This is a genomic window from Mycobacterium lehmannii (genome assembly GCF_002245535.1).
In the GTDB taxonomy this organism is placed as follows: Bacteria; Actinomycetota; Actinomycetes; order Mycobacteriales; family Mycobacteriaceae; genus Mycobacterium; species Mycobacterium lehmannii.
Window position 1 is genome coordinate 144,007 of record NZ_NKCN01000011.1, and the last position, 24,340, is coordinate 168,346.

Here is a 24,340-nt window from a genome sequence, read left to right on the forward strand (position 1 = left end):
GCAATGGCACACCACGTCGAGGTCGATGCCGCGCTGTGGGACGAATTCCACCGCGTGGTCAACATGACGTCCCGCGAACTACTGGACTGGCTGCGCACCCGGTCGGCCACTGAAGACTCCGAAGAGATGCCCGACCAGGCGGGCACCGAGACCGGCCGCGCCGTGCTCGAGATCCTGCAGAAGCGCTCGGTCGACCTCACCGACGAGGACGTGCGCGTGATGCGCAAGGTCGTCGACCGCGTCCACGCCGAACGCGGCGTCGACCTAGAGCCCAAGGCCGGTCAGGAGAACTGGCGGCACAGGCTCATGACGATCGGTCACGACCCGCTCAAGCCTGTGGCTTAACTGGAGAACTCGGCCGCCAGCGCGCGCCGGTCGACTTTGCCGATGCCGCGGCGCGGTATTTGGTCCACGACGTGGAACTCGCGCGGTGCCGCGGTGGCGTCCAGGGTCGCGGTGACATGCTCGCGCAGCTCGGCGGGCGTCGGGCAGGCGTGTCCGGTAGCGAGCACGACGGCCGCGGCCACCCGCTGGCCCAGCCGCTCATCGGGCACCCCGAACACCGCGCATTCGGCCACCGCATCGTGGGTTGCAAGGGCGGCCTCCACGATCTGCGGCATGATCGTCAACCCGCCGCTGCCGATCGCGTCGTCGACCCGGCCGAGCACCGTCAACCGGCCCTCGGAGTCGACGGCTCCCACGTCGTCGGTGCGAAACCAGCCCGCATCGGCGAAGGGATCGGGGTCAACCGGGTTGCGGTAGCCCTTCGCAAGCGTCCGGCCGCCCAACACGATTCGGCCCCCATCGGATGTCACCGGCCGCGTGCTGTCGCGAATCCGGACCCGCACACCGTCCAACGGCACACCGTCGTACACGCATCCGCCTGCGGTCTCGCTCATCCCGTAGGTGCGGACGATCGAAATCCCCGCCGCGGCAGCACGTTCGGCCAGGCCCGCCGGCATCGGCCCCCCGCCGATCAGGACGGCGTCCAGCGTGGCCAGTGCGTCGGCCGCCCTCTCGTTGCGCAGAGCTTTGTCGAGTTGCACGGCCACCAGCGAGGCGTAATGCCGTCCGGGGCCCAAAGCGTCGACGGCAGAGGGCAATTCGTCCGGATCGAACGTCGGCGCCAAGGCCACCGGGGTCGTACCTGCAACGACGCTGCGGACCAGCACCTGAAGCCCCGCGATGTGATGGGCCGCCAATGCCAGCAGCCAGCGCCCCTGCCCGCCGAGCCGGTGATGTGTCGACTCGGCGCTGGCGGTCAATGCGGCAGCGGTCAGCATCGCACCCTTGGGCGTCCCGGTAGTACCCGATGTCGGCACCACCACCGCCACGTCGTCGTCGATCTCCGCGCCGCACCGCAACGCCTCTGACAGAAAAGATGATTCGCGATCGTCTCCGGCAGGCACCGGCAGCACGGCGGCACGGCCAGCCAGCATGTCGTGCACGACGGGCAGCAATGACAACGCCGCGGCACCGGACCCGACCGCGACCGCGCGCAGGACGCCTATGGGTCACCCTCCCCGTCGCGTGGATCATCGAGGGGCCAGCCGCGGACCGCCAATCGTTGGCGAACTCGCTCCACATCCTCAGACGTCGGCAGCGCATCGGTGATCTGGGTGATGAGGACTCCGATATCGGCGTCGTCGAAGTCGCCGTTCCGCTTGAGCTCCATGGCGACGGTTCGCACCTCGTCCTCGGTGAGGCGCCGCCGCAGGAGCGAGAACAACGGCACCCGGTCCGGACCGGGCACCCCTTCGGGGTATCCCGCTGTGATCCACGCGACAATTTTGGCCAGAAACTTCGTCACTGCGCCCTCCCGCGTGTCGCATCGGGTCTACCCACTCCCGATTGGATGATGCTAGTGCGCGACCGGACAAGACGAGTTCGGCGTCGCCGGCAAACGCTCGACCGCCGGCGGGTGAACAATGGATGAACACATGGCCCGAGAAGGCGAAATGCCAGATGACACGCTGGTCCAAGAGCGTTGCAGATTAGGTGAATCGAACTCTATGGCCGCAGAATTAACGCCGTGAGCGCTGAGTTGATCGTCCTCGTGCTGTTGATCACAACCGCACTGGCCTTCGACTTCACCAACGGCTTCCACGACACCGGCAACGCGATGGCCACGTCGATCGCCACCGGTGCGCTCAAGCCCAAGACCGCGGTCCTGTTGGCGGGCATCCTCAACCTGGTCGGCGCGTTCCTGTCGGTCGAGGTCGCGGTCACGGTGACCACCTCGGTGCTCAACGTCCAGGATGGCCAGACCGGCGCCCTGCTGCCGTCGATCGATGCGTCGACCGGTTTGACGATCATCTTCGCCGGGTTGATCGGCGGCATCCTGTGGAACCTGCTGACGTGGTTGTTCGGCATCCCGTCGAGTTCCTCGCACGCGCTGTTCGGCGGGCTCATCGGCGCAGGCCTGGCCGCCATGGGCACCGCAGGCGTCAACTGGAGCGGCATCAGCCAGAAGGTGCTCATTCCCGCGATCGCCGCGCCGCTCATCGCGTGCCTGGTGGCCGCCTGCGGCACCTGGCTGGTGTACCGGATCACCCGCAAGGTGACAGAGCGCCGCCGCCGGGAGGGCTTCCGCTGGGGCCAGGTCGCGACGGCCTCGCTGGTCGCGCTGTCGCACGGCACCAACGACGCGCAGAAGACGATGGGTGTCATCGCGCTCGCGCTCATCACCACCGGGCACCTGAGCGGCGACGTCAAGGAGAACGGCCTGCCGTTCTGGGTCATCTTCAGCTGTGCGGTCGCGATCGGGCTCGGCACCTACCTCGGTGGCTGGCGCGTCATCCGCACCCTGGGCAAGGGTCTGGTGGAGATCCAGTCACCGCAGGGCTTCGCCGCTGAAGCATCCTCGGCCGCAATCATTCTCAGCTCGAGCGCCGCGGGTATGGCGTTGTCCACCACCCACGTCGCCACCGGTTCGATCCTAGGCAGCGGCGTCGGCAAGCCGGCCGCCGAAGTCCGCTGGGCGGTGGCGGGCCGAATGGCTGTGGCCTGGCTGATCACCCTGCCGGCCGCGGGACTCGTTGGCGCGCTGTCCTTCTGGCTGGCCCACGGCGTCGAGGCGCTTACGGGATCGGGCCTCGCGGGTGACGGGTTCATCTTCCTGGTGTTGGTGGGCCTGTCGTTCTACATGTGGTGGCGTGCTCAGCAACAGAAGGTCGACCACACCAACGTCAACGCCGAGTGGGACGGTGCGACCAACTCCGTGGTCCCCGCCGAACTGCGGGCCGCCATCGAGGAAGCCATGCCCGAACCCGCCAGGCCGCCTGCGACGGTGTAGCCGAGGAACATTGATGACCTATCTCGAGAGCATTCTGAAGGTACTGGTGGTCGGGCTGGTCCTGGGCGCGGGACTGCCCGCGTTGTTCGCCACCGGCTTGATGGCCTTTTCGAGCGGCGCCGGCGACGAGTCCGCCGACGGCACCGTGACCGCACCCAACCGGGTCCGCAAATACCTCGGCGTCGGTTTGTTCGTGTTCGTCGGATGGGTGATCGTCACCGCGGTGCTGTGGATCACCAGGGGCACGATCATCCACCACACGGGGATCGACCTGTTCCCCTTCATGCCGCAGAAATGAGTTGCGCCACACCATGACCGAGAACCGCACCGTGCTGGACAGCGTGCTCAACTGGCTGCGCCGCGGATATCCGGAGGGCGTGCCACCCACGGACTACTTCCCGCTGCTCGCGCTGCTGAAGCGCTCGCTCGCCGAGGACGAAGTGGTCAGCGCCGCGCAGGCGGTGCTCCGCAGCGCGAACTCGGACATCGTCACCGAAGCCGACATCCGCGCGGCAATCCACCAGGTCACCGCGCAAGAGCCGAATCCCGAAGAGATGCACCAGGTGGCGTCGCGGCTGGCGTCGGTCGGCTGGCCGCTGGCCCCCGCGCGCTGAGTTTCTGGTTCGTCACCGCCGGGTGTCGCGGCGCAGCGGGTGCGTCTCGGGCACCTGAACGAAGATCAGCAGCACGCCGTCGGGGTCGTTGACGTGCATCTCATGCAGACCCCACGGTTCCTCACGTGCCTCCCGCGCGATCGGTACACCCCGGCCGGACAGTTCCTTCTCGGTGGCGTACACGTCGCGCACCTGAAGCCACATCGTGCCGCCCGCCCGAGGACCACCGTGACCGGCGAGTTCGATCAACGACTGGCCGGCGTAGAAGACCGTGCCCGCTCCGTAGTCGCGGGCGATCGCCAGCCCCAACTCGTCGCGGTAGAAGGTCAGGGAACGCTGATAGTCCGCCGGCCGAATGAGCATCCGGCTGGCCAGAATCTCCATGACATCGTGTCTATCACGCTCAGCCGATCCGCCGCCCGACACCTTCCCAATAGGGTTCGCGCAGCGCGCGCTTGAGGATCTTGCCGCTGGGGGTGCGGGGCAGGTCTTCGGCGAACGACACCGACTTGGGTAGCTTGAATCCCGCCAGCCGCTCACGTGCATACGCGATGAGGTCAGCCTCGCTGGGGGAGCAGCCCACCGCCGGCACCACGACGGCCTTCACCGCCTCACCCCACGTCGGGTCCGGCACGCCGATCACCGCCACGTCGGCGATATCCGGGTGTGTCATCAGAACGTTCTCGATCTCGGTCGGATACACGTTCTCGCCGCCGGACACGATCATGTCCTTGACCCGGTCGTGCAGGTACACATAACCCTCGGCGTCGACGTAGCCGGCGTCGCCGGTCTTCAACCAGCCGTCCGGGGTGACAGTGGCGGCCGTAGCGGCGGGGTTGTTCCAGTAGCCGCGCATGTTCTGGCGCGAGCGTGTCCACAGCTCGCCGACAGTCCCGGTGGGGACGCCGCGGCCCGCGCCATCGACGATGCGGACCTCGACCCACCCGAACGGCTTACCGCAGGAGCGCAGCAGTTCGGGGTCGTGACGGTCGAGTTGGGTGATGGATCCGGTGGTTTCGGTCTGCCCGTACACCTGCAGCAGATCGCAGTTGAACCGCTCGAGCGCCCGGACGAGGACGTCGTCGGTGATCGGCGATGCGCCGTAGACGATGGCGCGCAGGGCCGAGAAGTCCGTCGTCTCCACCCCCGGCGTTTCCAGCAGTCGCTGGATCACCACCGGAACCAGCAGCATGTTCGTAATGCCGTGCTGCGCAACGGCATCGAGAATGGCGGTCGGGTCGACGTCGCGCAGCACGACCGTGCGCGCACCCTCGCACAGACCCACCAGTGCCCAGCCGGAGCCGGCCATGTGGAACATCGGCATCACGGCCAGGCTCACGCTGTCGGCGTCGAAGCGCCATTTGTCGGCGATCCCGGTGGCCTTGCAGAAGTAGTTGTCGTTGGTCAGCATCACGCCCTTGGGCGCTCCGGTGGTGCCGGAGGTGTACATCAGAAACGCGACATCGTCTGGTTGCGTTGCGACGCAGGGGTCGTCGGCGGGATAGGCGCCCATCCAGCGATCGAACTCCGGCCACCGGGGGTGCTCGCCGACGGCGACGACCAGTGCCGTCAGCCGGTCCTCGATCGCCTCGACGTGACAGAAGAAGTCGGCGCCGACGATCACCACCTTTACGTCGGCGTCGTCGATGATGTGCAGCATCTCAGGTGGTGCCAGTCGCCAGTTGACCGGCACCACGACCGCGCCGAGTTTGGACAGCGCACAGGCGACTTCGAAGAACTCGATGCCGTTCTTCTCGATGAACGCGACCCGGTCGCCGAACCCCACACCCGCCGCGCGCAGCGCCTGGGCTACCCGGCTGGACCGGGTATCGAGGTCACCGAACGTCGTGGTGCGATCACCGGCGATCAATGCGACCGCGTCCGGACGTTCGGCGCCGAAGACGCGTGCGATGTCGGCGACGGTCGCGATGTCGGGGTGGGGCATTTACTTGTTCGGTTGTAGGCGTTGCCGTTTCATCACGGCGTCGACGACCGCGGGTGCGAAGCTGTTGAGCACCTGGGCGCTGACAGCCATCCGCGGCGCGATCCGCACGGGCCGGGTCTTGGCGGCCGTGACCATCCACTCGGCGGCCTCGTCGGAGGACAGCCCCGGCAATCCGTCGTAGGCGCGAGTGGGGGCGATCATCGGCGTGCGCACCAACGGATAGAACAGCGTGGTCGAGTGCACTCCGTCAGCGCTCCACTCGGTTTCGATGACTCGGCTCACCGCGGTCAGCGCCGCCTTCGACGCGTTGTACACCGAGAACAACGGCGACGACTCGCTGAGCACACCCCAGGTGGACACGTTGATGATGTGGCCGTCGCGCCGCTCGCGCATGCCCGGCGCCAGGCCGCGGATCAGTCGCAACGGCCCGTAGTAGTTGATCGCCATGGTGCGTTCGACGTCGTGCCAACGGTCCAGCGACTCGGCCAACGGTCTGCGGATCGACCGGCCGGCATTGTTGATCAGGATGTCGACGCCTCCGAGCTCAGTGACGACACGTTCGACCAGCCCGTCGACCGCCTCGAGATCCGACAGGTCGCAGGCGTGTGCCCTGGCGTCCCCGCCGTCGTCGGCGATCCGGTCGACCAGCGCGTCCAGCAGCTCCTGTCGGCGTGCCGCCACCACCACGATGGCGCCGCGGCGGGCGAACTTCTCCGCGGCCGCCTCGCCGATCCCCGATGACGCGCCCGTGAGCAGGATGCGCTTACCCCGCAGGTCAACGATGTCGCGGCCGGGCTGGTACTGCAGCAACTCGGGGACCACGGGCGGGCGCATGGTGGTCAGGACGAGTTGGTCGGCCAACCGCCGCAACGGGCTCTTGCTCACGAGGGGTGAGTCTAGGCGAGCGGCTTGTGCACGAGAACGCGCGCTCACCGCTCCAGAACGTGCACAAATCGCTCAGTTGCGGCCGGCGGCCAGCAGACCCGACGACGGGAACTTCAGCCCGGGCGCCGTCGCACCCTGACTAGCGATTCCGGTGCGCTACCAGTCGCTCAGCGATTGCTAGTGCACCCAAACCGCCGCCTAAAAGTAGCGCGGGAAGGCGCTCCAGTCGGGGTCGCGCTTCTCCAGGAACGCGTCGCGACCCTCGACCGCTTCGTCGGTCATGTACGCCAATCGTGTTGCCTCACCGGCGAACAGCTGCTGACCGACCAAACCGTCGTCGGTGAGGTTGAACGCGTACTTGAGCATCCGGATCGCCTGCGGAGACTTGCCGTTGATCTCCGAAGCCCACTGCAGCGCGACGGTCTCCAGTTCGGCGTGGTCGACAACGGCGTTGACCGCACCCATCGCGTGCATCTGCTCGGCGGTGTAGGGGCGGCCAAGGAAGAAGATCTCGCGGGCGAACTTCTGGCCGACCTGTTTGGCCAGATACGCGCTGCCGTATCCGCCGTCGAAGCTGCCGACGTCGGCGTCGGTCTGCTTGAACCGGGCGTGCTCGCGGCTGGCCAGCGTCAGGTCGCACACCGCGTGCAGGCTGTGTCCACCGCCGGCGGCCCACCCGTTGACCAGACAGATCACCGGTTTGGGCATGAACCGGATCAGCCGCTGCACCTCCAGGATGTGCAGGCGCCCGGCGCGCGCCGGGTCGACGGTTTCGGCGGTCTCGCCCGACGCGTACTGGTAACCGCTGCGGCCGCGGATCCGCTGATCCCCGCCCGAGCAGAACGCCCATCCGCCGTCCTTCGGTGAGGGCCCGTTTCCGGTCAGCAGCACCACACCGACATCCGATGACATCCGTGCGTGGTCGAGGACGCGGTACAGCTCGTCGACGGTGTGCGGCCGAAACGCGTTGCGCACCTCGGGCCGGTCGAACGCGACGCGCACCGTGGGCCGCGGAACGCCGTCGACGACGTGGCGGTGATAGGTGATGTCGGTCAGTTCGAAGCCCTCGATGGGCTGCCACAACGACGAGTCAAAGGGGTTGTCACTCACGGGGTTACCTTATCGATGCGGAATACCGGGCAGCGACCGGCGAGCGCCTCGAACTCGTCGGGGTCGGGTCCGGTGACCAGTCCGGCGCTCTTGATGAAGTCCACCCCGGTGGGCACCTTCGAAGGGAACTCCCGCAACAACGGTCGCGCCTTGTCGACGGGCATCTCCACCATCCGCACACGTTCGCTGCGGCGGCCGATGTGCAGCGTGACCTCACCGGCCGCCCTGACGTTGGCGGCCCAGTCGGAGCCGGGTACCCCGCCGACCACGTAGCGCTGACCATCGACCTCCATCGGGGTGACCGGGGTGGACCGCATCTTGCCGGTCTTGCGTCCCGGTACGGACAGCACGACGGGTCCTTTCTCCCCGAGGATGCCGAGCTTCTGCAGGCCGATCATCACCTTGTTGACGTACTTCAACCACCACGGGAGGCGAATGTCGGACATGGCGCAAACGCTACGTGATCGGATCGACGCGGAACACCGGCAGCCGGCCCGCCATCCCCTCGAGCTCGTCGGGTGTCCCGGTCTCCAACACACCCGCCCGCGTCATCACGTCGACACCGACGGGAACCTGCGCCGGGAACTGCCGCAGCACCGGGCGCGCCTCGTCAGGGGTGAGCTCGACGAGGCGCACCCGCTCCGAGCGCCGGCCCTGACGCAGCGTGACATGGTTCGCCGCACGGGCGTTGCGCACCCAGTCCGCGCCCGGGTAGCCGTTGATGACGTAGCGGGCGCCGTCGACGAACATCGGCGTGATCGGCGTCGACCGTGGCTTGCCGGTCTTACGGCCCGGCACCGTCAACACCACAGGCGACTCGTGCCGCGAGATCGGCAGCCCGAGGCGCAGCAGCACCATCACCAACTTGTTGGCGAATTTGAGCCACCGCGGGGGCGCCATCCGATCGCCCATCCCGTGAGGCTATCGCTCAGACCGCGACGCCGTAGCCGGACAACGCGGTTCGCAGACCGTCCGGGCGCTCGGTGGTCGGCAACGGATCGACCAGGGCGAACCGGCAGCCCACCGCGCGGGCGCCGCCGTCGGCCTCGTCGCTGTCCCCGATCATCAACGCAGACGCGGCGTCCACGCCCAGCCGGTCCAATGCGAACTCGAAGATCGCCGGGCTGGGTTTGACCGCGCCGACTTCGAAGGACAACACGAACTCGTCGACGAATTCGGCCGCACCGAGGGACACGAACGCCGGTCGCACGTCGAAGGCGATGTTCGACACCACCGCCGTCCTGATGTGCTTGCGATGCAAACCCTGCAGCACCTCGGCGGTGTCGGGATACGGAGTCCAGTTCATCGGGTCGATCAGCAGCCCGTACAGCGATTCGGCGTGCTCGTCGGCCAACCCGGACTCGCGCAGCACGTGCAGATACGCCTCGCGATGAAGATGCGGCGCCAGATCGCGGTTCACCCATACGCGGTGAGCCTCCGGAGTCATCTCGACGTGCTGGCCCGTCGGCGCGGTCATCCGGCGCATCAACTCGGCCTGCACATGGCCGTCGACCTCGCGGTCGTCGACCGCAATTCCGTGAAACCAGCTCTCGTCCTCCTCGAGCCGGAACAACGTGCCAGAGAAGTCGAACAGGACGGCCTTGATCTCGCTCATTGCGCCGATGCTACCGGCGAACTCGATTTACCTTGTCGCGCAGCACTTCCCGTTCCCGCTCGTTGTCGGTCATGGCGGCTGCCCGGTCGAACTCGCCGGCGGCCTCTGCGCCGCGGCCCAACCGGGCGAGCAGTTCGCCGCGCACGCTCGGCAACAGATACGAGCCGTCCAACCCAGTCAACGAATCGATGATCTCCAGCCCCGCCTCGGGGCCGTCGGCCATCGCCACCGCCACCGCCCTGTTCAATTCGACGACCGGCGACGGCGCCGCGCGAGCCAACCCGTCGTACAGCGTGACGATGCGGTGCCAGTCGGTGTCAGCGGCGGTGGGCGCGGTGGCATGGCACTCGGCGATCGCTGCCTGCAGCGCATAAGGGCCCCATCCAGTGCCCTTGCGCCGCAACGTGTTCGCGGTCCGCTCGAGTGCGGCCACCCCGCGTTGGATCTGCGCTCGATCCCATTTCGCCCGGTTCTGGTCCTCCAGCAGGATCGGCCTGCCGTCGCTGTCGGTGCGGGCGGCGAAGCGCGACGACTGCAGTTCCATCAGCGCCACCAGGCCGTGGACTTCCGGTTCGTCGGGCACCAGCGCAGCCAGCACCCGGCCGAGGCGGAGCGCCTCGGTGCACAGCTCGTCGCGGATCCAGCGCTGACCGAACGACGCCGAATAACCCTCGTTGTAGATCAGGTAGATCACGCTCAGCACCGCGGACAGCCGCTCCGGATACTCCGAGCGGCCCGGCACCTCGAACGCCACGTTCGCGGCCGCGAGGGCCTTCTTGGCGCGAGTGATCCGCGCGGCGACCGTCGCGGTGGATGTCAGGAAGGCGCGGGCGATCTCCTCGGTCGTAAGCCCGCCGACGACCCGCAATGTCAACGCGATCCGGCCTTCGCGCGGCAGCACCGGATGCGCAGAGATGAAGATCAGCCGGAGCACGTCGTCGTCGATGCGGTCGGGGTCCCACGATTCCTCGACGTGGCTTTCGAGCTCGCGAGCCATCGCGGCGTATTTGCTGTCGAGATTGTCCTGGCGGCGCCACAAGTCGATGGCCTTGCGTTTGGCAACGGTGGTCAACCATGCGCCGGCGTTGCGCGGTACACCCGTCGTTGGCCACTGCTCAAGCGCGTCGACGAGCGCGTCGGCGGCCAGGTCTTCGGCGAGCCCGACATCGCCGACCGAGCGCGTCAGAGTCGCGACGATTTTCGCCGCCTCCATGCGCCACACCGCATCGACGGTCGCCTGCACGTCGCTCACGCGTTCATTGTGCCGACGCGGGCTCACGCAAAAAGAATCGGGACGCGCAATCTACGGTTTCCTGCGGCGTGTCGCAGCGCTTTCGCCGGGCTCGCGACGGAAAGTTAGAAGGTATGACCCACAGGTTGGTCACAGCGTATTGGGAAGGCCGCAAGGCGTTCCCGCACACGCTCGTCAACCCTTACGCGGGACTGGGGGATCGGGCGATCGCGAGGATGTGGCGGCTGGGCTGGCAGCGGGCCGCCGACGAGCAGCGGGGCATTCCGAGCGAAGAGGAGCGACTGGCTCGCTTCGCCGCGGAAATCGATGCCCTCCTGGGCTAGTCGCCTCGACGCGCTGCGGCGCCGACAGCGCCGCGTCGTTCTCGGCGTCACGGGTGCGCCGGGCGTAGGCAAGTCGACACTGGCCGAGGCGATAGCGACCGCGGCCGGCGATGCGGTGTACGTGCCGATGGACGGCTACCACCTCGCCGACGCCGAACTGCAGCGCCTGGACCGCCTCGACCGCAAAGGCGCCATCGACACCTTCGACGCCTACGGGTATCGCGCTCTGCTGCAACGCATCAGGGCCCAGGGCGACGAGACCGTCTACGCGCCGGCGTTTCACCGCGATCTCGAACAGCCCATCGCCGGCAGCATCGCCGTCCTGCCCGACCATCGCCTGATCGTGACGGAGGGTAATTACCTCCTCGACGACGAGCGCCCATGGCCGACGATCCGCGCCCTGCTCGACGAGGTGTGGTTCGTCGATGCCCCGCCCGACGTTCGCCGTCGTCGCCTCATCGCCCGCCACGTCGAGTTCGGTAAGTCGCCCGAACAGGCCGAGGCGTGGGTACGCGCCGTCGACGACCGCAACGCTGCGCGCATCGAAACGGTCCGCGACAGAGTCGATTTCGTGGTCACGCCGTAGCAAACCCCCGCGAGCGACCGTGTCTGCCCGCCGACACGCCGCGAACGCGCGTGCAAAAGGGGTCGCTCGCAGCAAGAAAAGCTAGCCGACAGCGCGTTCAGAACCCTCCCAGAACTGCGCGCGCACGGCCTTCTTGTCCGGCTTGCCCAGCGCGGTCACCGGCACCGAGTCCACGACGATCACCTGCTTGGGTGACTGCACCGATCCCTTGCGCTCCTTGACCGCCGCCTGGATCTCGGAGGTCATCTGCGCGACGGCCGCCTCGGAGCGGTCGGCCTCGGGGCGCAGCACCACGACAGCGGTCACCGCCTCGCCCCACTTCTCGTCGGGCGTTCCGATCACACACACCTGGGCAACCGAAGGGTGCTCGGCCACAACGTCTTCCACCTCGCGGGGGAACACATTGAACCCACCGGTCACGATCATGTCCTTGGTCCGGTCGACGATGTAATAGAAGCCGTCCTCATCCTCGCGGGCCAGATCGCCGGTGTGCATCCAACCGTCGCGAAACGTCTCGGCCGTCGCCTCCGGCTTGTTCCAGTAGCCACCGGACACCAGCGGCCCGGACACGCAGATCTCGCCGACCTCGCCCTGGGACACCGGGTTGCCGTCACCGTCCAACAGCGCCACCCGCGCAAACACCGTCGGCCGCCCGCAGGACGTCAACCGCTTCTCGTCGTGATCGCCCTTGGCCAGGTACGTGATCACCATCGGCGCCTCGGACTGGCCGTAGTACTGGGCGAAGATCGGGCCGAACCGGTCGATCGCCTCGCGCAGCCGCACCGGGTTCATCGCCGAGGCGCCGTAGTACACCGTCTCCAACGACGACAGGTCGCGGGTGCGCGAATCCGGGTGGTCCATCAACGCGTAGATCATCGACGGCACCAGCATCGTCGCGGTGATCTTCTGCTCCTCGATCACCCGCAGCACCTCGGCCGGGTCGAACTTGGTCAGCACGACCAGCTCGCCGCCCTTGATGATCGTCGGCACGAAGAACGCCGCACCCGCATGCGACAGCGGGGTGCACATCAAGAACTTCGGGCGTTCCGGCCACTCCCACTCGGCCAACTGGATCGTCGTCATCGTCGTGATCGACTGCACGGTGCCGATCACGCCCTTGGGCTTACCGGTCGTCCCGCCGGTGTAGGCCATGCCGCCGATGTGATCGGGCGGCAGGTCCGCCGCCACCAAGGCCTGCGGCGAGTACTTGGCGGCCTCGGCGGTCAGGTCGACGCCGACGCCCTCCAACTCGGCAGGCACCGGACCGATCGTCAACACCTGCTTGAGCGTGGGCACCTTCTCCAGCAGTCCCTGCGCCCGCTCGACGAACATCGGGTTCGGGTCGATGATCAGCGACGTGACCCCGGCGTCGTTCAACACATACGCGTGGTCGTCCAGAGAGCCGAGAGGGTGTAGTGCGGTGCGGCGGTAGCCCTGGGTCTGCCCGGCGCCGATGATCATCAGCACTTCCGGCCGGTTCAGCGACAGCAGGCCGGTGGCCGTTCCCGAACCCGCGCCCAGCGCCTCGAACGCCTGAATGTACTGGCTGATCCGCTCGGCGAGCTGTCCACCGGTGAGCGTGGTGTCCCCGAGGAACAGCACCGGCTTGTCCTTGTTCCGCTTCAGTGCCCCGACGGTGAGATGGCCGGAGTGGATGGGATGGCGCAGCAGGTCGCCTGATGAGCGCTCGCGCGAAGAAGCAGCAGCCTGAGTCATGACCATCAGACTAGAACGTGTTCCAGTTCCAGTCACCAGGTCCCCGGGAATCGCCGCGCGAAGCGGTTCATCGACGAGCTCTCGCTGACGGCGAGCAGTCTACGAAACTCGAATGAACGAGAGCTCTCGCTCGTGTTGGTGATAGGTGCGGTAACGGCCTCCCCAATCGTCATAAGTTGACGTCCATCCTCTTCGAGTCATGTGTGGTGACGGATCCCGTCGTTGAAGCAACGGCGACAGCCACATCCGGCTGCTATCGGACATCGCGACGGCCAACGTCCGCGGAGGGGTGATCCGCGACTCCGGGGTCTGCGCGGGCGCGTAACGCGTAGGGTTCGGCCGGTGGGCACCGATGCCAGGCAGCGGCTGCGCGAGACGATCCTGAGCCTCGCCCGTGAACGCGGCCCGGACAAGACGATCTGCCCGTCCGACGCGGCCCGCGCCGTCGGCGGTGACGACTGGCGCGAGCTGATGGACGACGCCCGCGGGACCGCTCGCGACCTTGCCCGCGACGGTGACGTCGAGATCACCCAGAAGGGTGAGGTGCTCGACCCTAACGCGACGTGGCGCGGACCCATCCGGATCCGCGCCACCTAGCGACCGTTCAGCCCAACTTGTCGGCCTCCGCCCGTGCCTGCGCCGCGATCTTCTCGGCCAACTCGGCCTTCCACTGGATTTCCTTCTTGATCCACGGATTGTCTTGCGGGAACTGGTCGGTCTCGCCGACCAGCCGCACCTCGAGCTTGACGCCAGGTCCCAGGGGGCACTTCTGAGCCCACTGCTTGGCCTCCTGCTTCGAGGAGACGTCGATGATCCAGAAGCCATTGAACAACTCCTTGGCCTCGGTGTACGGGCCGTCGGTCACCACCGGTGGATCGGAGACGAAGTCGACGACGAAGCCGTCCTCCGGCCCGGTCAGGCCCTCGCCCGCGAGCATCACACCGGCCTTGATCAGCTCCTCGTTGTAACGGCCCATCGACTCGATGACCTCGCTGAAGTCGACATCGGCCTCGGCGAACGCGGCCTCGGCCTCCGGGGTGACTCGCATGATCAGCATGTATCGCGCCATTGTTCTTCACCTTTCGTCGGGAAGGGGCCGGCCGTGTCGTGGGGTGCCCCTCATGACTACGTCGAACGACCCTTCACCGAAATCGACACGCGGCGCGACATTTTTTCATCGGACTTCTCCTGCGACTGAGAAGATTGCCGTATGCCTGCCGCTGACCTGGCCATCCGCGGAACCGTCCTGACGGTCGACGACAACCAGCCGACCGCCGAGGCGCTTGCGGTGAGCGACGGCCGCATCGTCGCGGTCGGTAGCCGCAGCGATATCGACGGCTGGGTCGGCCCCGACACCGAGACTGTCGACGTCGACGGCTGCGTGATGCCCGGATTCGTCGAGGCGCACGGCCACCCGCTGATGGAGGCCATCGTGCTGTCGGAGCGGATGGTCGACATCCGACCGGTCACCCTGCCCAATGCCGATGACGTCGTTGCCGCGATCCGGGCCGAGGTCGCCAATTGCGGCGCCGATGGCGCGTACCTCAACGGCTGGGATCCGCTGCTGCAGGCGGGATTACCGGATCCGACGTTGGCCTGGCTCGACGACGTCGCACCGGACAACCCGCTGGTCATCGTGCACAACTCCGGGCACAAGGCTTACTTCAACACTGCCGCCGCCCGACGCTTCGGTCTCACTCGCGACACTCCCGACCCCAAAGGCGCCCGGTACGGTCGCGACGAACACGGTGACCTCGACGGCACCGCCGAGGAGACCGCCGCGGTGTTCAGCCTTCTGGCCGGCGTGATCGATCCGGCCGCCTACCCGGCGATGCTGCACGCCGAACTGCAGCGGCTCAACGCGGCAGGGCTGACCACGTGCTCGGAGATGGCCTTCGACCCGGTGTTCCGGCCCGTGATCGAAGCACTGCGCGGTGAATTGAGCGTGCGACTGCGGCTCTACGAGATTTCCAATGCCGAGATGTCCACCGACGCAGCACCGGCCGACGGCGACGACCTGCTCCGTCAGGTCGGCATCAAGATCTGGGTGGACGGGTCGCCGTGGATCGGCAACATCGACCTGTCGTTCCCGTACCTGGACTCCGACGCCACGCGCACCATCGGCGTCGCGCCCGGATCGTGTGGGCACGCCAACTACACCCGCGAACAACTCACCGAGATCGTGCACGCCTACTTCCCCAAGGGGTGGCCGATGGCGTGCCACGTGCACGGTGACGCCGGTGTCGACACCATCCTCGACGTGTACGAAGAAGCGTTGCGGCGCTGGCCCCGCGACGATCACCGGCTGCGGCTCGAGCACGTCGGCGCCATCCGTGACGATCAGCTGCAACGCGCACACGATCTCGGCGTCGTCTGCAGCGTGTTCGTCGACCAGATCCACTACTGGGGCGACATCATCGTCGACGGGCTGTTCGGTGCCGAACACGGAAGCCGTTGGATGCCATGCGGATCCGCGGTCGCCACGGGTATGCGGATTTCGCTGCACAACGATCCGCCGGTCACCCCGGAGGAACCCCTGCGCAACATCAGCGTCGCGGCCACCCGCACGGCGCCCAGCGGGCGGGTGATCGGCCCGGAGCAGCGCATCTCCGTCGAGCAGGCGATCCGCGCACAGACGGTGGATGCGGCCTACCAGTTGTTCGCCGACGATGTGGTCGGATCGCTGGAGGTGGGCAAGTATGCCGACATGGTGGTGCTGTCGGCCGATCCGCGCTCGGTGGCAGCCGAGGACATCGCCGACCTCGAGGTTCAAGCCACATACCTTGCCGGACGGCAGGTTTACCGGAAAGGCGCCTGATCAGACCGCGACGGTCGCTAGGCTTCGCCCATGTCTGACCTGCAAGACCCGCGATTTCTCGACGAACGGCTCGCGCATTGGGCCGAAACCAAACCCGACGCCGAGGCGATGACCTTCCTCGACCGCAGCTGGACATGGTCGGAATGGAACGAGCGGGTTCGCCGCCTGGCGGGCGCACTACAGCAGCGTGGCGTCAAACGCGGCGACGTGGTGGCCTTCCTCGACAAGAACCACCCGGCCTGCGTCGAGTTGACCATCGCCGCAGCGTCGCTGGGCGCCGCGACCGCGATCATCAACTTTCGGCTGGCCGCCGATGAGATCGACTACGTGCTCACCGACTCGGGAGCCAAGCTGTTGATCGTGGGCACGGAGTTGAAGCCGACGATCGAGAAGATCCGCGACAAGCTCACCCACGTCGAACATCTCATCGAGGTGACGCCCGAGGGCGGTGACGGTGACGAGTACGAGGCGATGCTCACCGACGCGACACCGGTCAACCGCAGCGCCGATGTAGAACCCGACGACGTCGCGATCATCATGTACTCCTCAGGGACGACGGGGCGCCCGAAGGGTGTGCAGATCACACAGGCCAACCTGATCGCGCACACCATCAACGCGCACAACGGCTGGGGCTTCGACGAAGGCGACAAGAGCATGGTGTCGATGCCGCTCTTCCACGTCGGCGGATCGTCCTACGTGCAGTTCAGTATTCACGACGGTGTGCCGGCGGTGATGACACGCGAGGTCGACGGCGCGGCGCTGGCCGGCGCAATCCTCAACGGCGCCAACCGAACGTTCTTGGTGCCCGCGGTGCTGGCCAAAGTGTTGGAGTCCGGCGAGGACGCGGTCAAGCTGTTCGGCGCACTGAAGACCTACGTGTACGGTGCGTCGCCGATGCCGTTGCCGCTGCTGCGCGCGGCGTTGCAGGCTTGGCCCGACACCGACTTCATCCAGGTGTACGGGCTGACCGAGGTATGCGGGGTGATCAGCCAGCTGCTGCCCGACGACCACCGCTCCGGTCCCGAGGACCGGCTGGTCAGCGCGGGACGGGTGATCCCCGGCGCCGAGGTTCGCGTGGTCGACCCGGACACACTGAACGACGTACCGGCCGGTGAGCAGGGTGAATTGTGGTTCCGCACACCGCAACTGATGAAGGGCTACCACAACAAGCCCGAGGCAACGGCAGAAGCGATCACCGACGACGGCTGGTTCCGCACCGGAGACATCGGCCGCATCGACGAGGACGGTTACATCTTCGTCGAGGACCGTCTCAAGGACATGATCATCTCCGGCGGCGAGAACATCTACTCCATCGAGGTCGAGCGCGTCATCGCCGAACATCCCGCCGTCACCGACGTCGCGGTGATCGGCGTGCCCGATGAGAAGTGGGGCGAGGTGGTCAAGGCCGTTGTGTCGGTCGAGGATCCGGTGGCGCCGGAAGACCTCATCGCGTGGTGCCGGGAACGGCTCGCGGCGTACAAGTGCCCGAAGACGGTCGACATCACCGATGAGTTGCCGCGCAATCCGACGGGCAAGATCCTGAAGAAGGAGCTGCGCAAGCCCTACTGGGAGGGCCGCGACCGCGCGACGGTCTAATCGGTGGGCCGCACCGGGATCGCGATCTCGTTGCGGCGACGGAACGGCAACGTCCAGGGCGGGTCGTAGAACCAGGACTGCGGCGGCCCTACGGCCTCGATTCCGTTGGCGCGCAGCGTCGCCGAGAGCTCCCGCGTGCGCTCGGCGACCGCGCGCGGACTGCGGTCGCCGGTGAACCTCAGCACCGCGACCGTTTCGCCCGGCACCTCCACCAACCGCACCTTGTCGTCGTCCGGAGTGGGCAACGTGTCCATCGTCCACTTCGACGGCATGTAGAAGCGGATCGTCGAGTTCTCGCCGTCGCGGGCCTGTGCGACCGGCGCCGTCATCGCGATCTTCTCGCGCGCCTGCTGGCTGACCGGGGCGGTCATCGCGATCGTCTCGTCGCGGTGGTTGCCACCGAAGATGTAGCCGGCAAGGCGCCGGAACCCGATGTTTCTGGCGCGGTCCTCGTCGGCGCTCACGGTGGTCTCGGCCGCGATCCGGGGGCCGTATCGGCGTATCTCCACCTGCTCGGACAGCTTTGTGGCCAGATAGTGCGGCTCCTCGGTGCCCACCCGGATCCCGACCATCGAGAACACCGACTCCGCGACCTGGCGGGGGATCTCCAGTAGCCGCATCATCGGCGGTTCAGGAACCAGATGTGCGACGACAGCACGGTCGCGAACGCACACCACAGCGGATACAACGCCAGCGGCGCCGCCTTGGCGCCCCGCACCTGCACGGCACGACGGGTGAGGTCGGCGCTGCTGAGCGTCAGTGCGCCTGCCGCCACCGCCGACGTGGCGAGCTTGCCCTGGTTGAAGAACAGCCACGACCAGCTGCCGTTGAGCACCAGGTTGATCGCGAGAGCGGCGAGGTAGCGTCGACGTTCCTCGGTCTGGCCTCGGCGCTCGAGCTCATCGAGCGTTGCCGACGAGGTCACGGCGATGTCGGCGTACAGGATGGGCCACACGATCGGAAAGGCTTGTGCCGGTGGCTGATACGGTGGCTTTCGCAGCTTCGCGTACCAGAGGGACTGCGAGTCCTTACTGGCCAGGCCGCCGGCAACCGCCGTCGCCGTCACCGCCAGCGCCGAGGGGACCAATGTCTTCAGTTGCACCATGTGCTCCTATGACGAATCACAATTAGTTAAGCAACTGAAAGGTAGCCGGATTCGCGAGCGCTAAACCTCTCGGTCCGCAACCGGCAGGATGGTGCGCATGCCGCAGCTCGACGACGTCCTCGACCGTATGCACGTGGTCGCGCTCCCGATGCGGGTGCGCTTTCGCGGCATCACGATCCGCGAAGTGGCGCTGATCGAGGGCCCGGCCGGGTGGGGCGAGTTCGGTGCGTTCCCCGAATACGAGCCGCCGGAGGCGGCGCACTGGCTGGCATCGGCGCTGGAGGCGGCCTATGAGCCACCGCCGCAGGCGCGTCGCGACCGGATCCCGATCAACGCGACCGTGCCCGCCGTCGACGCCGCCCAGGTGCCCGAGGTGCTCGCGCGCTTCCCCGGTGCGCGCACCGCGAAGGTCAAGGTCGCCGAGCCGGGCCAGACCTTGGCCGACGACACGGCGCGGGTCAACGCGGTGCGGGCGATCGTTCCAACGGTGCGGGTCGACGCCAACGGAGGCTGGAGCGTCGACGAAGCGGTCGCTGCGGCGGCGGCGCTGACCGCTGACGGGCCGCTCGAATACCTCGAACAGCCGTGCGCCACGGTGGCCGAACTGGCCGAGTTGCGCCGCCGCGTCGACGTCCCGATCGCCGCCGACGAAAGCATCCGCAAGGCCACCGACCCCCTGCGGGTGGTGCGGGAGAAGGCGGCCGATGTCGCAGTGCTCAAGGTCGCACCGCTGGGCGGGGTGCGCGCGCTGCTCGCGATCGCCGTGCAGATCGACATCCCCGTCGTGGTCTCCAGCGCGCTGGACTCGGCGGTCGGCATCGGCCGCGGGCTACTGGCCGCCGCGGCGCTGCCGGACCTGCGCCACGCCTGCGGGTTGGGCACCGGCGGGTTGTTCGCCGAGGATGTCGCCGAACCCGTTCCCCCGGAAGACGGATATCTCTCGATCGGTCCGGTGGTCCCCGATCCGGCGCGGCTTTCGGCGCTGGCCGCCCCTGCCGAGCGTCGCCGATGGTGGATCGACAGGGTGCGCGCCTGCCACCCGTTGACACGATGACACAAATCACTAGTCTTTGTGTCAACGCGTATCGGAGGCGACATGACGCAGACGGCCGAAGCTCACCATGTCCATCAGGCCGGCGGCGAGGTGCGCCCGAAGGTCATGCGCGAGTTCCGCAAACACAGCGGCAGCGCGTTCGGCGGGTTCTTCGGCGCGGCCGCATTCGACGAGGTCGCGTTGGTGCCGGTGGCTGCGGCCGTCGACAAAACCGGTCGATTCGAGGCCAACTTCGCCGATCGAGGGGTGCGAAGTGGGTTCTCGGCGTTCCTCGCGATCTGGGGCGACCCGTGCGACCGCGCCGCCGAGGGGGAGCGGCTCAAGCGGATGCACCGGGAGGTCCGCGGCCGCGGGGACGGGAGCTTCGCCGACGTGCGGTACAGCGCTCTCGACCCGCGGCTGTGGAACTGGATCGCGGTCAGCGGGATGTTCATGGTGCTGAACTCGTTCACCCCGTGCACCGGCATCACCATGACCCCGGCCGAGAAGGACGCCGCATACGAGCAGTTGCTCGAGGCCTTCCGCTCTCTCGAGCTCCCTGGCAACAACGCCAAACTGCCCGCCAGTTACGGCGAAGCCGTGCGGTACTACGACGCCATGGTCGAAACCCGACTCGCCGACAACGAATTCCTCAGGCGTGTCACCGATGACCTAACCAAGCTCCCGCTGCCCACCCTGTTGCTCCCACCGGCCATGCGGCGCGCGTTGACCCCGCCGTGGCTGCTCGCGCGACCCGTGGTCGGCCGGATCGTCAAGATCTGCTCGTTCGGAATCATGCATCCCGGTGTCCGTGAGCTGACGGGGTTCCGCTGGGAGGATCGCCACGATCGGGAATTCGAGGTGTACACCCGCGTGCTGCAGCTGGCGTGGCGGGTGCTTCCGGAGAAGCTGACGTTGATTCCCTTGGCGCGCAACCGCCTGGAGTACGAGAAGCTGGTCCGGTTTCACCGCTCGGTCGGCCTGGACTCGTTCGCCCCGCCTGCGGCGTGCCCGGCCGGTCGGCAGGCCTAACCTAAACCGATGCGACGGCTCCGCAACACCGACAGCCGCACCGAACAGGAGGCCGCGATCCTCAAGGCGGCCGCCGAGGAGGTGGCGCTCGTCGGCGTCGGCAGGGCGAGCATGGACGTCATCGCGCGCCAAGCCGGTGTCAGCCGCAGCACGCTGTATCGCCGCTTTCCCAGCCGCGACGTGTTGATCACCGAACTCGGAAGGCAGACATTCGATTTCGCGATGGCACGCCTGCAGACCGTCGGCATCGAGTCCGGCGCGAAAGAGGCTGCCGTCGCAGCCTTCTGTGAGGGCCTGCGGCTGCTGACCGCCGAACCGGTCATGCGTCGGTTCCTGCGGCTCGACGGCGACCTGTCGGCGATGTCGGGCATGTACGACGAGGCCCAGGAGTTCCTCGAGAGCGCCTCCGCGGCCATGGCCCGGGCGCTGAGGGCCGCAGGCGCGACGATGCCCGACGACGACCTGCTGGCGGTCAGCGAGTTGCACATCCGGCTGGCCGCATCGCTGGCCCAGGTACGCACACCGGCGCTCGACGTCACCGACGATGACGCGGTACGCGCCTACGCGCTCAAACACCTCGCCCCGCTGGTGTGGTGATCCACCGACCGTCGATGTCCTGATCTGTGGGGTGCCTGGCCTAGACGCCATCGACCGGGTGGCCAACACTGGGTTCATGCGATCGGTGGTGATCCTCGGTTTTGCCGGTGTACAGGCTCTCGACCTGGTCGGTCCCTTTGAGGTGTTCACGGGAGCGTCCCGATATCTGCAGGACAAGGGTCGCGAGGGCTACGACGCCAAGGTGGTGACCCTCGACGGCGAACCCGCGACCACCGGCACGGGTCTCGCGCTCGTCGCCCAACCGCTACCGGACCCGCGCGAACCGATCGACACCCTCGTCCTTCCGGGCGGCATCGGGGTTCACGACGCCAAGACCAACCTCGACCTGGTCAACTGGATCCAGACCGTCGCGCAGAATTCCCGACGGGTCGTCACCGTGTGCACCGGCGCGTTCCTCGCCGCCGAGGCCGGTCTGCTCGATGGCTGTACCGCCACCACGCACTGGGCCTTCACCGAACAGTTGGCGCGTGAATATCCGACGGTGACAGTCGATCCCGAACCGATCTTCGTGCGCAGCAACGACGGGATATGGACCGCGGCCGGTGTCACCGCGGGCATCGACCTCGCACTGTCGCTCGTCGAGGACGACCACGGCACCGATGCCGCGCAGACGGTTGCGCGCTGGCTCGTCATGTACCTGCGCAGGCCGGGAGGGCAGACGCAGTTCGCCGCACCGGTGTGGATGCCACGCGCCAAGAAAGCCCCCATCCGCGAGGTGCAGGAGGCCATCGAGACCGAACCCGGTGGCGTGCACAGCATCACGGAGTTGGCTCGCCGCGCGGCGATGAGCCCGCGTCACTTCACCCGGTTGTTCACCGAGGAGGTGGGGGAGGCGCCAGGCGCCTACGTCGAGCGGATCCGCACCGAAGCCGCGCGCCGTCAGCTCGAGGAGACCGACGACACCGTCTCCGTCATCGCCGCGCGTTGCGGGTTCGGCAGTGCCGAGTCACTTCGGCGCAACTTCGTTCGCCGACTTGGTATTTCACCCGACCAATATCGCAAGACCTTTGCCTGAGACAGGAGACGACCCATGACCCAGATCGCCATCATGGTGTACCCCGGCTACACCGCACTCGACTTCATCGGACCCTACGAGGTGTTGCGCAACTTACCGGGCGCCGAGGTGCGGTTCGTCTGGCATGAACCGGGACCGATCGAGGCCGACTCGGGCGTGCTGCTCATCGGCGCCACCCATTCGTTCGACGAGACGCCCTCGCCCGACATCATCCTGATCCCCGGGGGACTGTCGAGCTTCCAGCACGCCCGCGACGAGAAGGTGCTCGACTGGGTGCGCACGGCCCACGAGACGTCGACGTGGACGACATCGGTGTGCTCGGGTTCGGTCATCCTCGCCGCGGCGGGTCTGCTCGACGGGCTCCGCGCGACGTCGCATTGGCTGGCGCTGCCGATGCTCAAGCCGTTCGGCGTCGACACGGTCTCCGATGAACGCGTGGTGCACGAGGGCAAGATCGTCACCGCCGCCGGGGTGTCGGCCGGAATCGACCTCGGCCTGTGGCTCTACGGGCAGATCGCCGGTGACGCGAAGGCCAAGGCGGTGCAGCTCGTCATCGAATACGACCCGCAGCCGCCCTACGACTCCGGGCACCTGTCGAAGGCGTCGGCCGCCACCAAGGCGACGGCATCGGCGCTGCTGAGCCGCGACACCGTCAAACAGGGACAGCTCGTCCCGACGGCGGCGTTGCTGTGGACCGCCGCAGTGCAACGGGTCCGTGGGAAGGCGGTCTCGGCGCGTTAGCGGTCGGCGATACCCTCGCACCCGTGGGGATTCCTGAAGTACGACCCGATCCGCCGACACCGTTCATCCGTGCGGGCGCGCGTTTGATGGGGCTGGGGCCGTCACGGTGGTTTCTGCGTCGCATCGGATGGCGGCTGGACCGCGCGGTGATCAACCTGACCAACGGCCGCGTGTCGATGTCGTTGGTGATGCCCGAGGTGCTGCTGACTCACACCGGCGCCAAGACCGGCCAACAGCGCAGCACGCCGCTGACCTACTTCACCGATGCCGGCCGTGTGATCGTCATCGCCTCCAACTACGGCGGCGACCGGCATCCCGCGTGGTTCCACAACGTCAAAGCCAGTCCGCGAGTGACGCTGTCCGCGCGTGGCTACCGGGGCACCTTCATCGGCGAGGAGGTCACCGGAGCCGAACGGGACCGTCTGTTCGGCCTGGCCAAACAGTTCGTGCCGAACTACGCCGATTACGAGAAGCGCGCCGGAAAGCGGCGCATCCCGGTCGTCGCGTTCACCGAAGCGGCGGATTCGGCGTAGTTCGTCGCGGCCTCAGCGGCCGTCGGCCTGTGACCGCTCGGTCAGCTCCTGATAGGCAGCGGTGAAGGCGCCCGCGCCCTGCATCAGCGCCGCGATGTCCGCCTCGGTCATGTGCCGGATCACCGGGCCGAACGCCTCGACGCGCAGCCTTATCAGCTCGTCGAGCACCGCGCGTCCCGCGTCGGTCAACTCGAGCAGCGTGGCGCGGCGGTTGGTGGGAGCGACCCGACGGGTGATGTAACCGGCATCGGCGAGGCGGTCGCTGAGCCTGCTCGCGGTGGACGGCAGGAGTCCTAGGTCGTCGCCCAACCCCGTGACCAGGCTCGGGCCCAGCCGCTCCAGGGCCTGCAGCGCGCGCAGCGGCGCGAGCCCGATGCGTTGCTCCATCTGCTCGAGCGCGGATACGTTCAGCGCGAGTAGCCCGCGGGTCGCGCGCTCGAGTTCCGACAGTTTGGCCTCGACGGCCCGGTTGGTCGACGGCACCGCTTCCTCCCGTCCCGCAACGGTA

The 24,340-nt window shown here is 67.5% G+C and carries 30 protein-coding genes; 15 read left to right on the forward strand and 15 right to left on the reverse strand.

Annotated features, from left to right (window positions below; translation table 11 throughout):
- Nucleotides 1-3: 3 nt before the first annotated feature.
- Nucleotides 4-345 (forward strand): DUF3140 domain-containing protein, encoded by a 342-nt coding sequence (locus CEX87_RS14545; RefSeq protein ID WP_064399642.1) that lies wholly within the window; start codon nt 4-6, stop codon nt 343-345.
- Here the strand turns inward: CEX87_RS14545 and menE are convergent.
- Together menE and CEX87_RS14555 are read right to left on the reverse strand one after the other, a co-directional pair.
- Nucleotides 342-1,460, reverse strand: coding sequence for an o-succinylbenzoate--CoA ligase (gene menE / locus CEX87_RS14550; protein ID WP_207544979.1), 1,119 nt, complete (start codon nt 1,458-1,460; stop codon nt 342-344). The two genes, CEX87_RS14545 and menE, sit on opposite strands and share 4 nt — an antisense overlap.
- Nucleotides 1,461-1,507: 47 nt before the next feature.
- On the reverse strand, nt 1,508-1,810 hold the full coding sequence (locus CEX87_RS14555) for a DUF3349 domain-containing protein (RefSeq protein ID WP_064399641.1): 303 nt from the start codon (nt 1,808-1,810) through the stop codon (nt 1,508-1,510).
- A gap of 222 nt (nt 1,811-2,032) precedes the next feature.
- On the opposite strand from CEX87_RS14555, the gene CEX87_RS14560 reads away from it, so the two are divergent.
- The 3 genes from CEX87_RS14560 to CEX87_RS14570 are packed head-to-tail and all read left to right on the forward strand — an operon-like array spanning nt 2,033 to nt 3,909.
- Entirely contained in the window at nt 2,033-3,295 is a 1,263-nt protein-coding gene (locus tag CEX87_RS14560) for an inorganic phosphate transporter (RefSeq protein ID WP_064399640.1), read from the forward strand.
- Nucleotides 3,296-3,308: 13 nt separating this feature from the next.
- Nucleotides 3,309-3,593 (forward strand): hypothetical protein, encoded by a 285-nt coding sequence (locus tag CEX87_RS14565; protein WP_064399639.1) that lies wholly within the window; start codon nt 3,309-3,311, stop codon nt 3,591-3,593.
- A 13-nt stretch (nt 3,594-3,606) separates the two neighbouring features.
- Nucleotides 3,607-3,909 carry a DUF3349 domain-containing protein gene (locus CEX87_RS14570; protein ID WP_064399847.1) on the forward strand — a complete coding sequence of 101 codons (303 nt, stop codon included), beginning with the start codon at nt 3,607-3,609 and terminating at the stop codon, nt 3,907-3,909.
- A 12-nt stretch (nt 3,910-3,921) separates the two neighbouring features.
- Here the strand turns inward: CEX87_RS14570 and CEX87_RS14575 are convergent, their stop codons facing one another.
- The 8 genes from CEX87_RS14575 to CEX87_RS14610 form a co-directional block, all read right to left on the reverse strand.
- Nucleotides 3,922-4,293, reverse strand: coding sequence for a VOC family protein (locus tag CEX87_RS14575; RefSeq protein ID WP_064351352.1), 372 nt, complete (start codon nt 4,291-4,293; stop codon nt 3,922-3,924).
- A 19-nt stretch (nt 4,294-4,312) separates the two neighbouring features.
- Nucleotides 4,313-5,854: a long-chain-fatty-acid--CoA ligase gene (locus tag CEX87_RS14580; RefSeq protein WP_094287843.1), complete on the reverse strand. Its 1,542-nt coding sequence runs from the start codon at nt 5,852-5,854 to the stop codon at nt 4,313-4,315.
- Nucleotides 5,855-6,739 carry an SDR family oxidoreductase gene (locus tag CEX87_RS14585; protein WP_094287845.1) on the reverse strand — a complete coding sequence of 295 codons (885 nt, stop codon included), beginning with the start codon at nt 6,737-6,739 and terminating at the stop codon, nt 5,855-5,857.
- A gap of 198 nt (nt 6,740-6,937) precedes the next feature.
- Nucleotides 6,938-7,849 (reverse strand): 1,4-dihydroxy-2-naphthoyl-CoA synthase, encoded by a 912-nt coding sequence (locus CEX87_RS14590; protein ID WP_064398102.1) that lies wholly within the window; start codon nt 7,847-7,849, stop codon nt 6,938-6,940.
- Complete coding sequence (locus tag CEX87_RS14595) at nt 7,846-8,295, reverse strand: nitroreductase family deazaflavin-dependent oxidoreductase (protein WP_064398104.1); 450 nt, start codon at nt 8,293-8,295, stop codon at nt 7,846-7,848. The genes CEX87_RS14590 and CEX87_RS14595 overlap by 4 nt, the downstream gene beginning before the upstream one ends.
- A 10-nt stretch (nt 8,296-8,305) precedes the next feature.
- Nucleotides 8,306-8,761, reverse strand: coding sequence for a nitroreductase family deazaflavin-dependent oxidoreductase (locus CEX87_RS14600; RefSeq protein ID WP_064398106.1), 456 nt, complete (start codon nt 8,759-8,761; stop codon nt 8,306-8,308).
- 16 nt (nt 8,762-8,777) lie between these two features.
- Entirely contained in the window at nt 8,778-9,464 is a 687-nt protein-coding gene (locus tag CEX87_RS14605) for an HAD family hydrolase (RefSeq protein WP_094287847.1), read from the reverse strand.
- 10 nt (nt 9,465-9,474) lie between these two features.
- Nucleotides 9,475-10,677 (reverse strand): RNA polymerase sigma factor, encoded by a 1,203-nt coding sequence (locus CEX87_RS14610; RefSeq protein WP_094287866.1) that lies wholly within the window; start codon nt 10,675-10,677, stop codon nt 9,475-9,477.
- Nucleotides 10,678-10,829: 152 nt separating this feature from the next.
- Here CEX87_RS14610 and CEX87_RS14615 point away from each other — a divergent pair, with 152 nt between their 5' ends.
- Nucleotides 10,830-11,039 (forward strand): hypothetical protein, encoded by a 210-nt coding sequence (locus tag CEX87_RS14615; protein WP_064398109.1) that lies wholly within the window; start codon nt 10,830-10,832, stop codon nt 11,037-11,039.
- Complete coding sequence (locus CEX87_RS14620) at nt 11,023-11,625, forward strand: nucleoside/nucleotide kinase family protein (RefSeq protein WP_094287848.1); 603 nt, start codon at nt 11,023-11,025, stop codon at nt 11,623-11,625. The genes CEX87_RS14615 and CEX87_RS14620 overlap by 17 nt, the downstream gene beginning before the upstream one ends.
- A gap of 81 nt (nt 11,626-11,706) precedes the next feature.
- Here CEX87_RS14620 and fadD8 read toward each other — a convergent pair whose 3' ends face one another.
- Complete coding sequence (gene fadD8, locus CEX87_RS14625) at nt 11,707-13,347, reverse strand: fatty-acid--CoA ligase FadD8 (RefSeq protein WP_369816241.1); 1,641 nt, start codon at nt 13,345-13,347, stop codon at nt 11,707-11,709.
- Between the two features lie 336 nt (nt 13,348-13,683).
- Here fadD8 and CEX87_RS14630 point away from each other — a divergent pair, with 336 nt between their 5' ends.
- Nucleotides 13,684-13,938 carry a DUF3253 domain-containing protein gene (locus tag CEX87_RS14630; RefSeq protein WP_064425313.1) on the forward strand — a complete coding sequence of 85 codons (255 nt, stop codon included), beginning with the start codon at nt 13,684-13,686 and terminating at the stop codon, nt 13,936-13,938.
- A gap of 7 nt (nt 13,939-13,945) precedes the next feature.
- On the opposite strand, the gene CEX87_RS14635 is transcribed toward CEX87_RS14630, so the two are convergent.
- Entirely contained in the window at nt 13,946-14,410 is a 465-nt protein-coding gene (locus tag CEX87_RS14635; protein WP_064425312.1) for a YciI family protein, read from the reverse strand.
- 141 nt (nt 14,411-14,551) lie between these two features.
- Between CEX87_RS14635 and CEX87_RS14640 the strand changes: the two genes are divergently transcribed.
- Nucleotides 14,552-16,159: an amidohydrolase gene (locus tag CEX87_RS14640; protein ID WP_068200596.1), complete on the forward strand. Its 1,608-nt coding sequence runs from the start codon at nt 14,552-14,554 to the stop codon at nt 16,157-16,159.
- Between the two features lie 30 nt (nt 16,160-16,189).
- Entirely contained in the window at nt 16,190-17,755 is a 1,566-nt protein-coding gene (locus CEX87_RS14645) for a long-chain-fatty-acid--CoA ligase (RefSeq protein ID WP_068200598.1), read from the forward strand.
- Here CEX87_RS14645 and CEX87_RS14650 read toward each other — a convergent pair.
- Nucleotides 17,752-18,375 (reverse strand): SOUL family heme-binding protein, encoded by a 624-nt coding sequence (locus CEX87_RS14650; RefSeq protein WP_082695040.1) that lies wholly within the window; start codon nt 18,373-18,375, stop codon nt 17,752-17,754. The genes CEX87_RS14645 and CEX87_RS14650 overlap by 4 nt on opposite strands.
- Complete coding sequence (locus CEX87_RS14655) at nt 18,375-18,857, reverse strand: TspO/MBR family protein (protein ID WP_064398159.1); 483 nt, start codon at nt 18,855-18,857, stop codon at nt 18,375-18,377. The genes CEX87_RS14650 and CEX87_RS14655 overlap by 1 nt, the downstream gene beginning before the upstream one ends.
- Nucleotides 18,858-18,948: 91 nt before the next feature.
- On the opposite strand from CEX87_RS14655, the gene CEX87_RS14660 reads away from it, so the two are divergent.
- The 6 genes from CEX87_RS14660 (at nt 18,949) to CEX87_RS14685 (ending at nt 23,832) form a co-directional block, all read left to right on the forward strand.
- Nucleotides 18,949-19,914 carry an o-succinylbenzoate synthase gene (locus CEX87_RS14660; protein ID WP_068200600.1) on the forward strand — a complete coding sequence of 322 codons (966 nt, stop codon included), beginning with the start codon at nt 18,949-18,951 and terminating at the stop codon, nt 19,912-19,914.
- 42 nt (nt 19,915-19,956) lie between these two features.
- A complete protein-coding gene (locus CEX87_RS14665) occupies nt 19,957-20,925 on the forward strand; it encodes an oxygenase MpaB family protein (protein WP_064419106.1) in 969 nt (322 codons plus the stop codon).
- 9 nt (nt 20,926-20,934) lie between these two features.
- On the forward strand, nt 20,935-21,522 hold the full coding sequence (locus CEX87_RS14670) for a TetR/AcrR family transcriptional regulator (RefSeq protein ID WP_064398148.1): 588 nt from the start codon (nt 20,935-20,937) through the stop codon (nt 21,520-21,522).
- A gap of 76 nt (nt 21,523-21,598) precedes the next feature.
- Entirely contained in the window at nt 21,599-22,558 is a 960-nt protein-coding gene (locus CEX87_RS14675) for a GlxA family transcriptional regulator (RefSeq protein WP_064419127.1), read from the forward strand.
- 15 nt (nt 22,559-22,573) lie between these two features.
- Nucleotides 22,574-23,299: a DJ-1/PfpI family protein gene (locus tag CEX87_RS14680; protein WP_064419105.1), complete on the forward strand. Its 726-nt coding sequence runs from the start codon at nt 22,574-22,576 to the stop codon at nt 23,297-23,299.
- Nucleotides 23,300-23,322: 23 nt separating this feature from the next.
- A complete protein-coding gene (locus tag CEX87_RS14685; protein WP_068200603.1) occupies nt 23,323-23,832 on the forward strand; it encodes a nitroreductase family deazaflavin-dependent oxidoreductase in 510 nt (169 codons plus the stop codon).
- Between the two features lie 12 nt (nt 23,833-23,844).
- Here CEX87_RS14685 and CEX87_RS14690 read toward each other — a convergent pair whose 3' ends face one another.
- Nucleotides 23,845-24,315: a MarR family winged helix-turn-helix transcriptional regulator gene (locus CEX87_RS14690; protein ID WP_068200605.1), complete on the reverse strand. Its 471-nt coding sequence runs from the start codon at nt 24,313-24,315 to the stop codon at nt 23,845-23,847.
- Nucleotides 24,316-24,340: the final 25 nt, after the last annotated feature.

What these genes read in the sequence shown, in the direction of transcription:
- CEX87_RS14565 (WP_064399639.1), top strand. Translation starts at nt 3,309, where the DNA reads ATGACCTATCTCGAGAGCATTCTGAAGGTACTGGTGGTCGGGCTGGTC.
- CEX87_RS14615 (WP_064398109.1), top strand. Translation starts at nt 10,830, where the DNA reads ATGACCCACAGGTTGGTCACAGCGTATTGGGAAGGCCGCAAGGCGTTC.
- CEX87_RS14575 (WP_064351352.1), bottom strand. Translation starts at nt 4,293, where the DNA reads ATGGAGATTCTGGCCAGCCGGATGCTCATTCGGCCGGCGGACTATCAG.
- fadD8 (WP_369816241.1), bottom strand. Translation starts at nt 13,347, where the DNA reads ATGGTCATGACTCAGGCTGCTGCTTCTTCGCGCGAGCGCTCATCAGGC.
- CEX87_RS14680 (WP_064419105.1), top strand. Translation starts at nt 22,574, where the DNA reads ATGACCCAGATCGCCATCATGGTGTACCCCGGCTACACCGCACTCGAC.
- CEX87_RS14645 (WP_068200598.1), top strand. Translation starts at nt 16,190, where the DNA reads ATGTCTGACCTGCAAGACCCGCGATTTCTCGACGAACGGCTCGCGCAT.
- CEX87_RS14610 (WP_094287866.1), bottom strand. Translation starts at nt 10,677, where the DNA reads ATGGAGGCGGCGAAAATCGTCGCGACTCTGACGCGCTCGGTCGGCGAT.
- CEX87_RS14580 (WP_094287843.1), bottom strand. Translation starts at nt 5,854, where the DNA reads ATGCCCCACCCCGACATCGCGACCGTCGCCGACATCGCACGCGTCTTC.
- CEX87_RS14545 (WP_064399642.1), top strand. Translation starts at nt 4, where the DNA reads ATGGCACACCACGTCGAGGTCGATGCCGCGCTGTGGGACGAATTCCAC.
- CEX87_RS14660 (WP_068200600.1), top strand. Translation starts at nt 18,949, where the DNA reads ATGGTGCGCATGCCGCAGCTCGACGACGTCCTCGACCGTATGCACGTG.
- CEX87_RS14595 (WP_064398104.1), bottom strand. Translation starts at nt 8,295, where the DNA reads ATGTCCGACATTCGCCTCCCGTGGTGGTTGAAGTACGTCAACAAGGTG.
- CEX87_RS14670 (WP_064398148.1), top strand. Translation starts at nt 20,935, where the DNA reads ATGCGACGGCTCCGCAACACCGACAGCCGCACCGAACAGGAGGCCGCG.
- CEX87_RS14665 (WP_064419106.1), top strand. Translation starts at nt 19,957, where the DNA reads ATGACGCAGACGGCCGAAGCTCACCATGTCCATCAGGCCGGCGGCGAG.
- CEX87_RS14640 (WP_068200596.1), top strand. Translation starts at nt 14,552, where the DNA reads ATGCCTGCCGCTGACCTGGCCATCCGCGGAACCGTCCTGACGGTCGAC.
- CEX87_RS14650 (WP_082695040.1), bottom strand. Translation starts at nt 18,375, where the DNA reads ATGCGGCTACTGGAGATCCCCCGCCAGGTCGCGGAGTCGGTGTTCTCG.
- CEX87_RS14605 (WP_094287847.1), bottom strand. Translation starts at nt 9,464, where the DNA reads ATGAGCGAGATCAAGGCCGTCCTGTTCGACTTCTCTGGCACGTTGTTC.
- CEX87_RS14635 (WP_064425312.1), bottom strand. Translation starts at nt 14,410, where the DNA reads ATGGCGCGATACATGCTGATCATGCGAGTCACCCCGGAGGCCGAGGCC.
- CEX87_RS14675 (WP_064419127.1), top strand. Translation starts at nt 21,599, where the DNA reads ATGCGATCGGTGGTGATCCTCGGTTTTGCCGGTGTACAGGCTCTCGAC.
- CEX87_RS14600 (WP_064398106.1), bottom strand. Translation starts at nt 8,761, where the DNA reads ATGGGCGATCGGATGGCGCCCCCGCGGTGGCTCAAATTCGCCAACAAG.
- CEX87_RS14620 (WP_094287848.1), top strand. Translation starts at nt 11,023, where the DNA reads ATGCCCTCCTGGGCTAGTCGCCTCGACGCGCTGCGGCGCCGACAGCGC.
- CEX87_RS14570 (WP_064399847.1), top strand. Translation starts at nt 3,607, where the DNA reads ATGACCGAGAACCGCACCGTGCTGGACAGCGTGCTCAACTGGCTGCGC.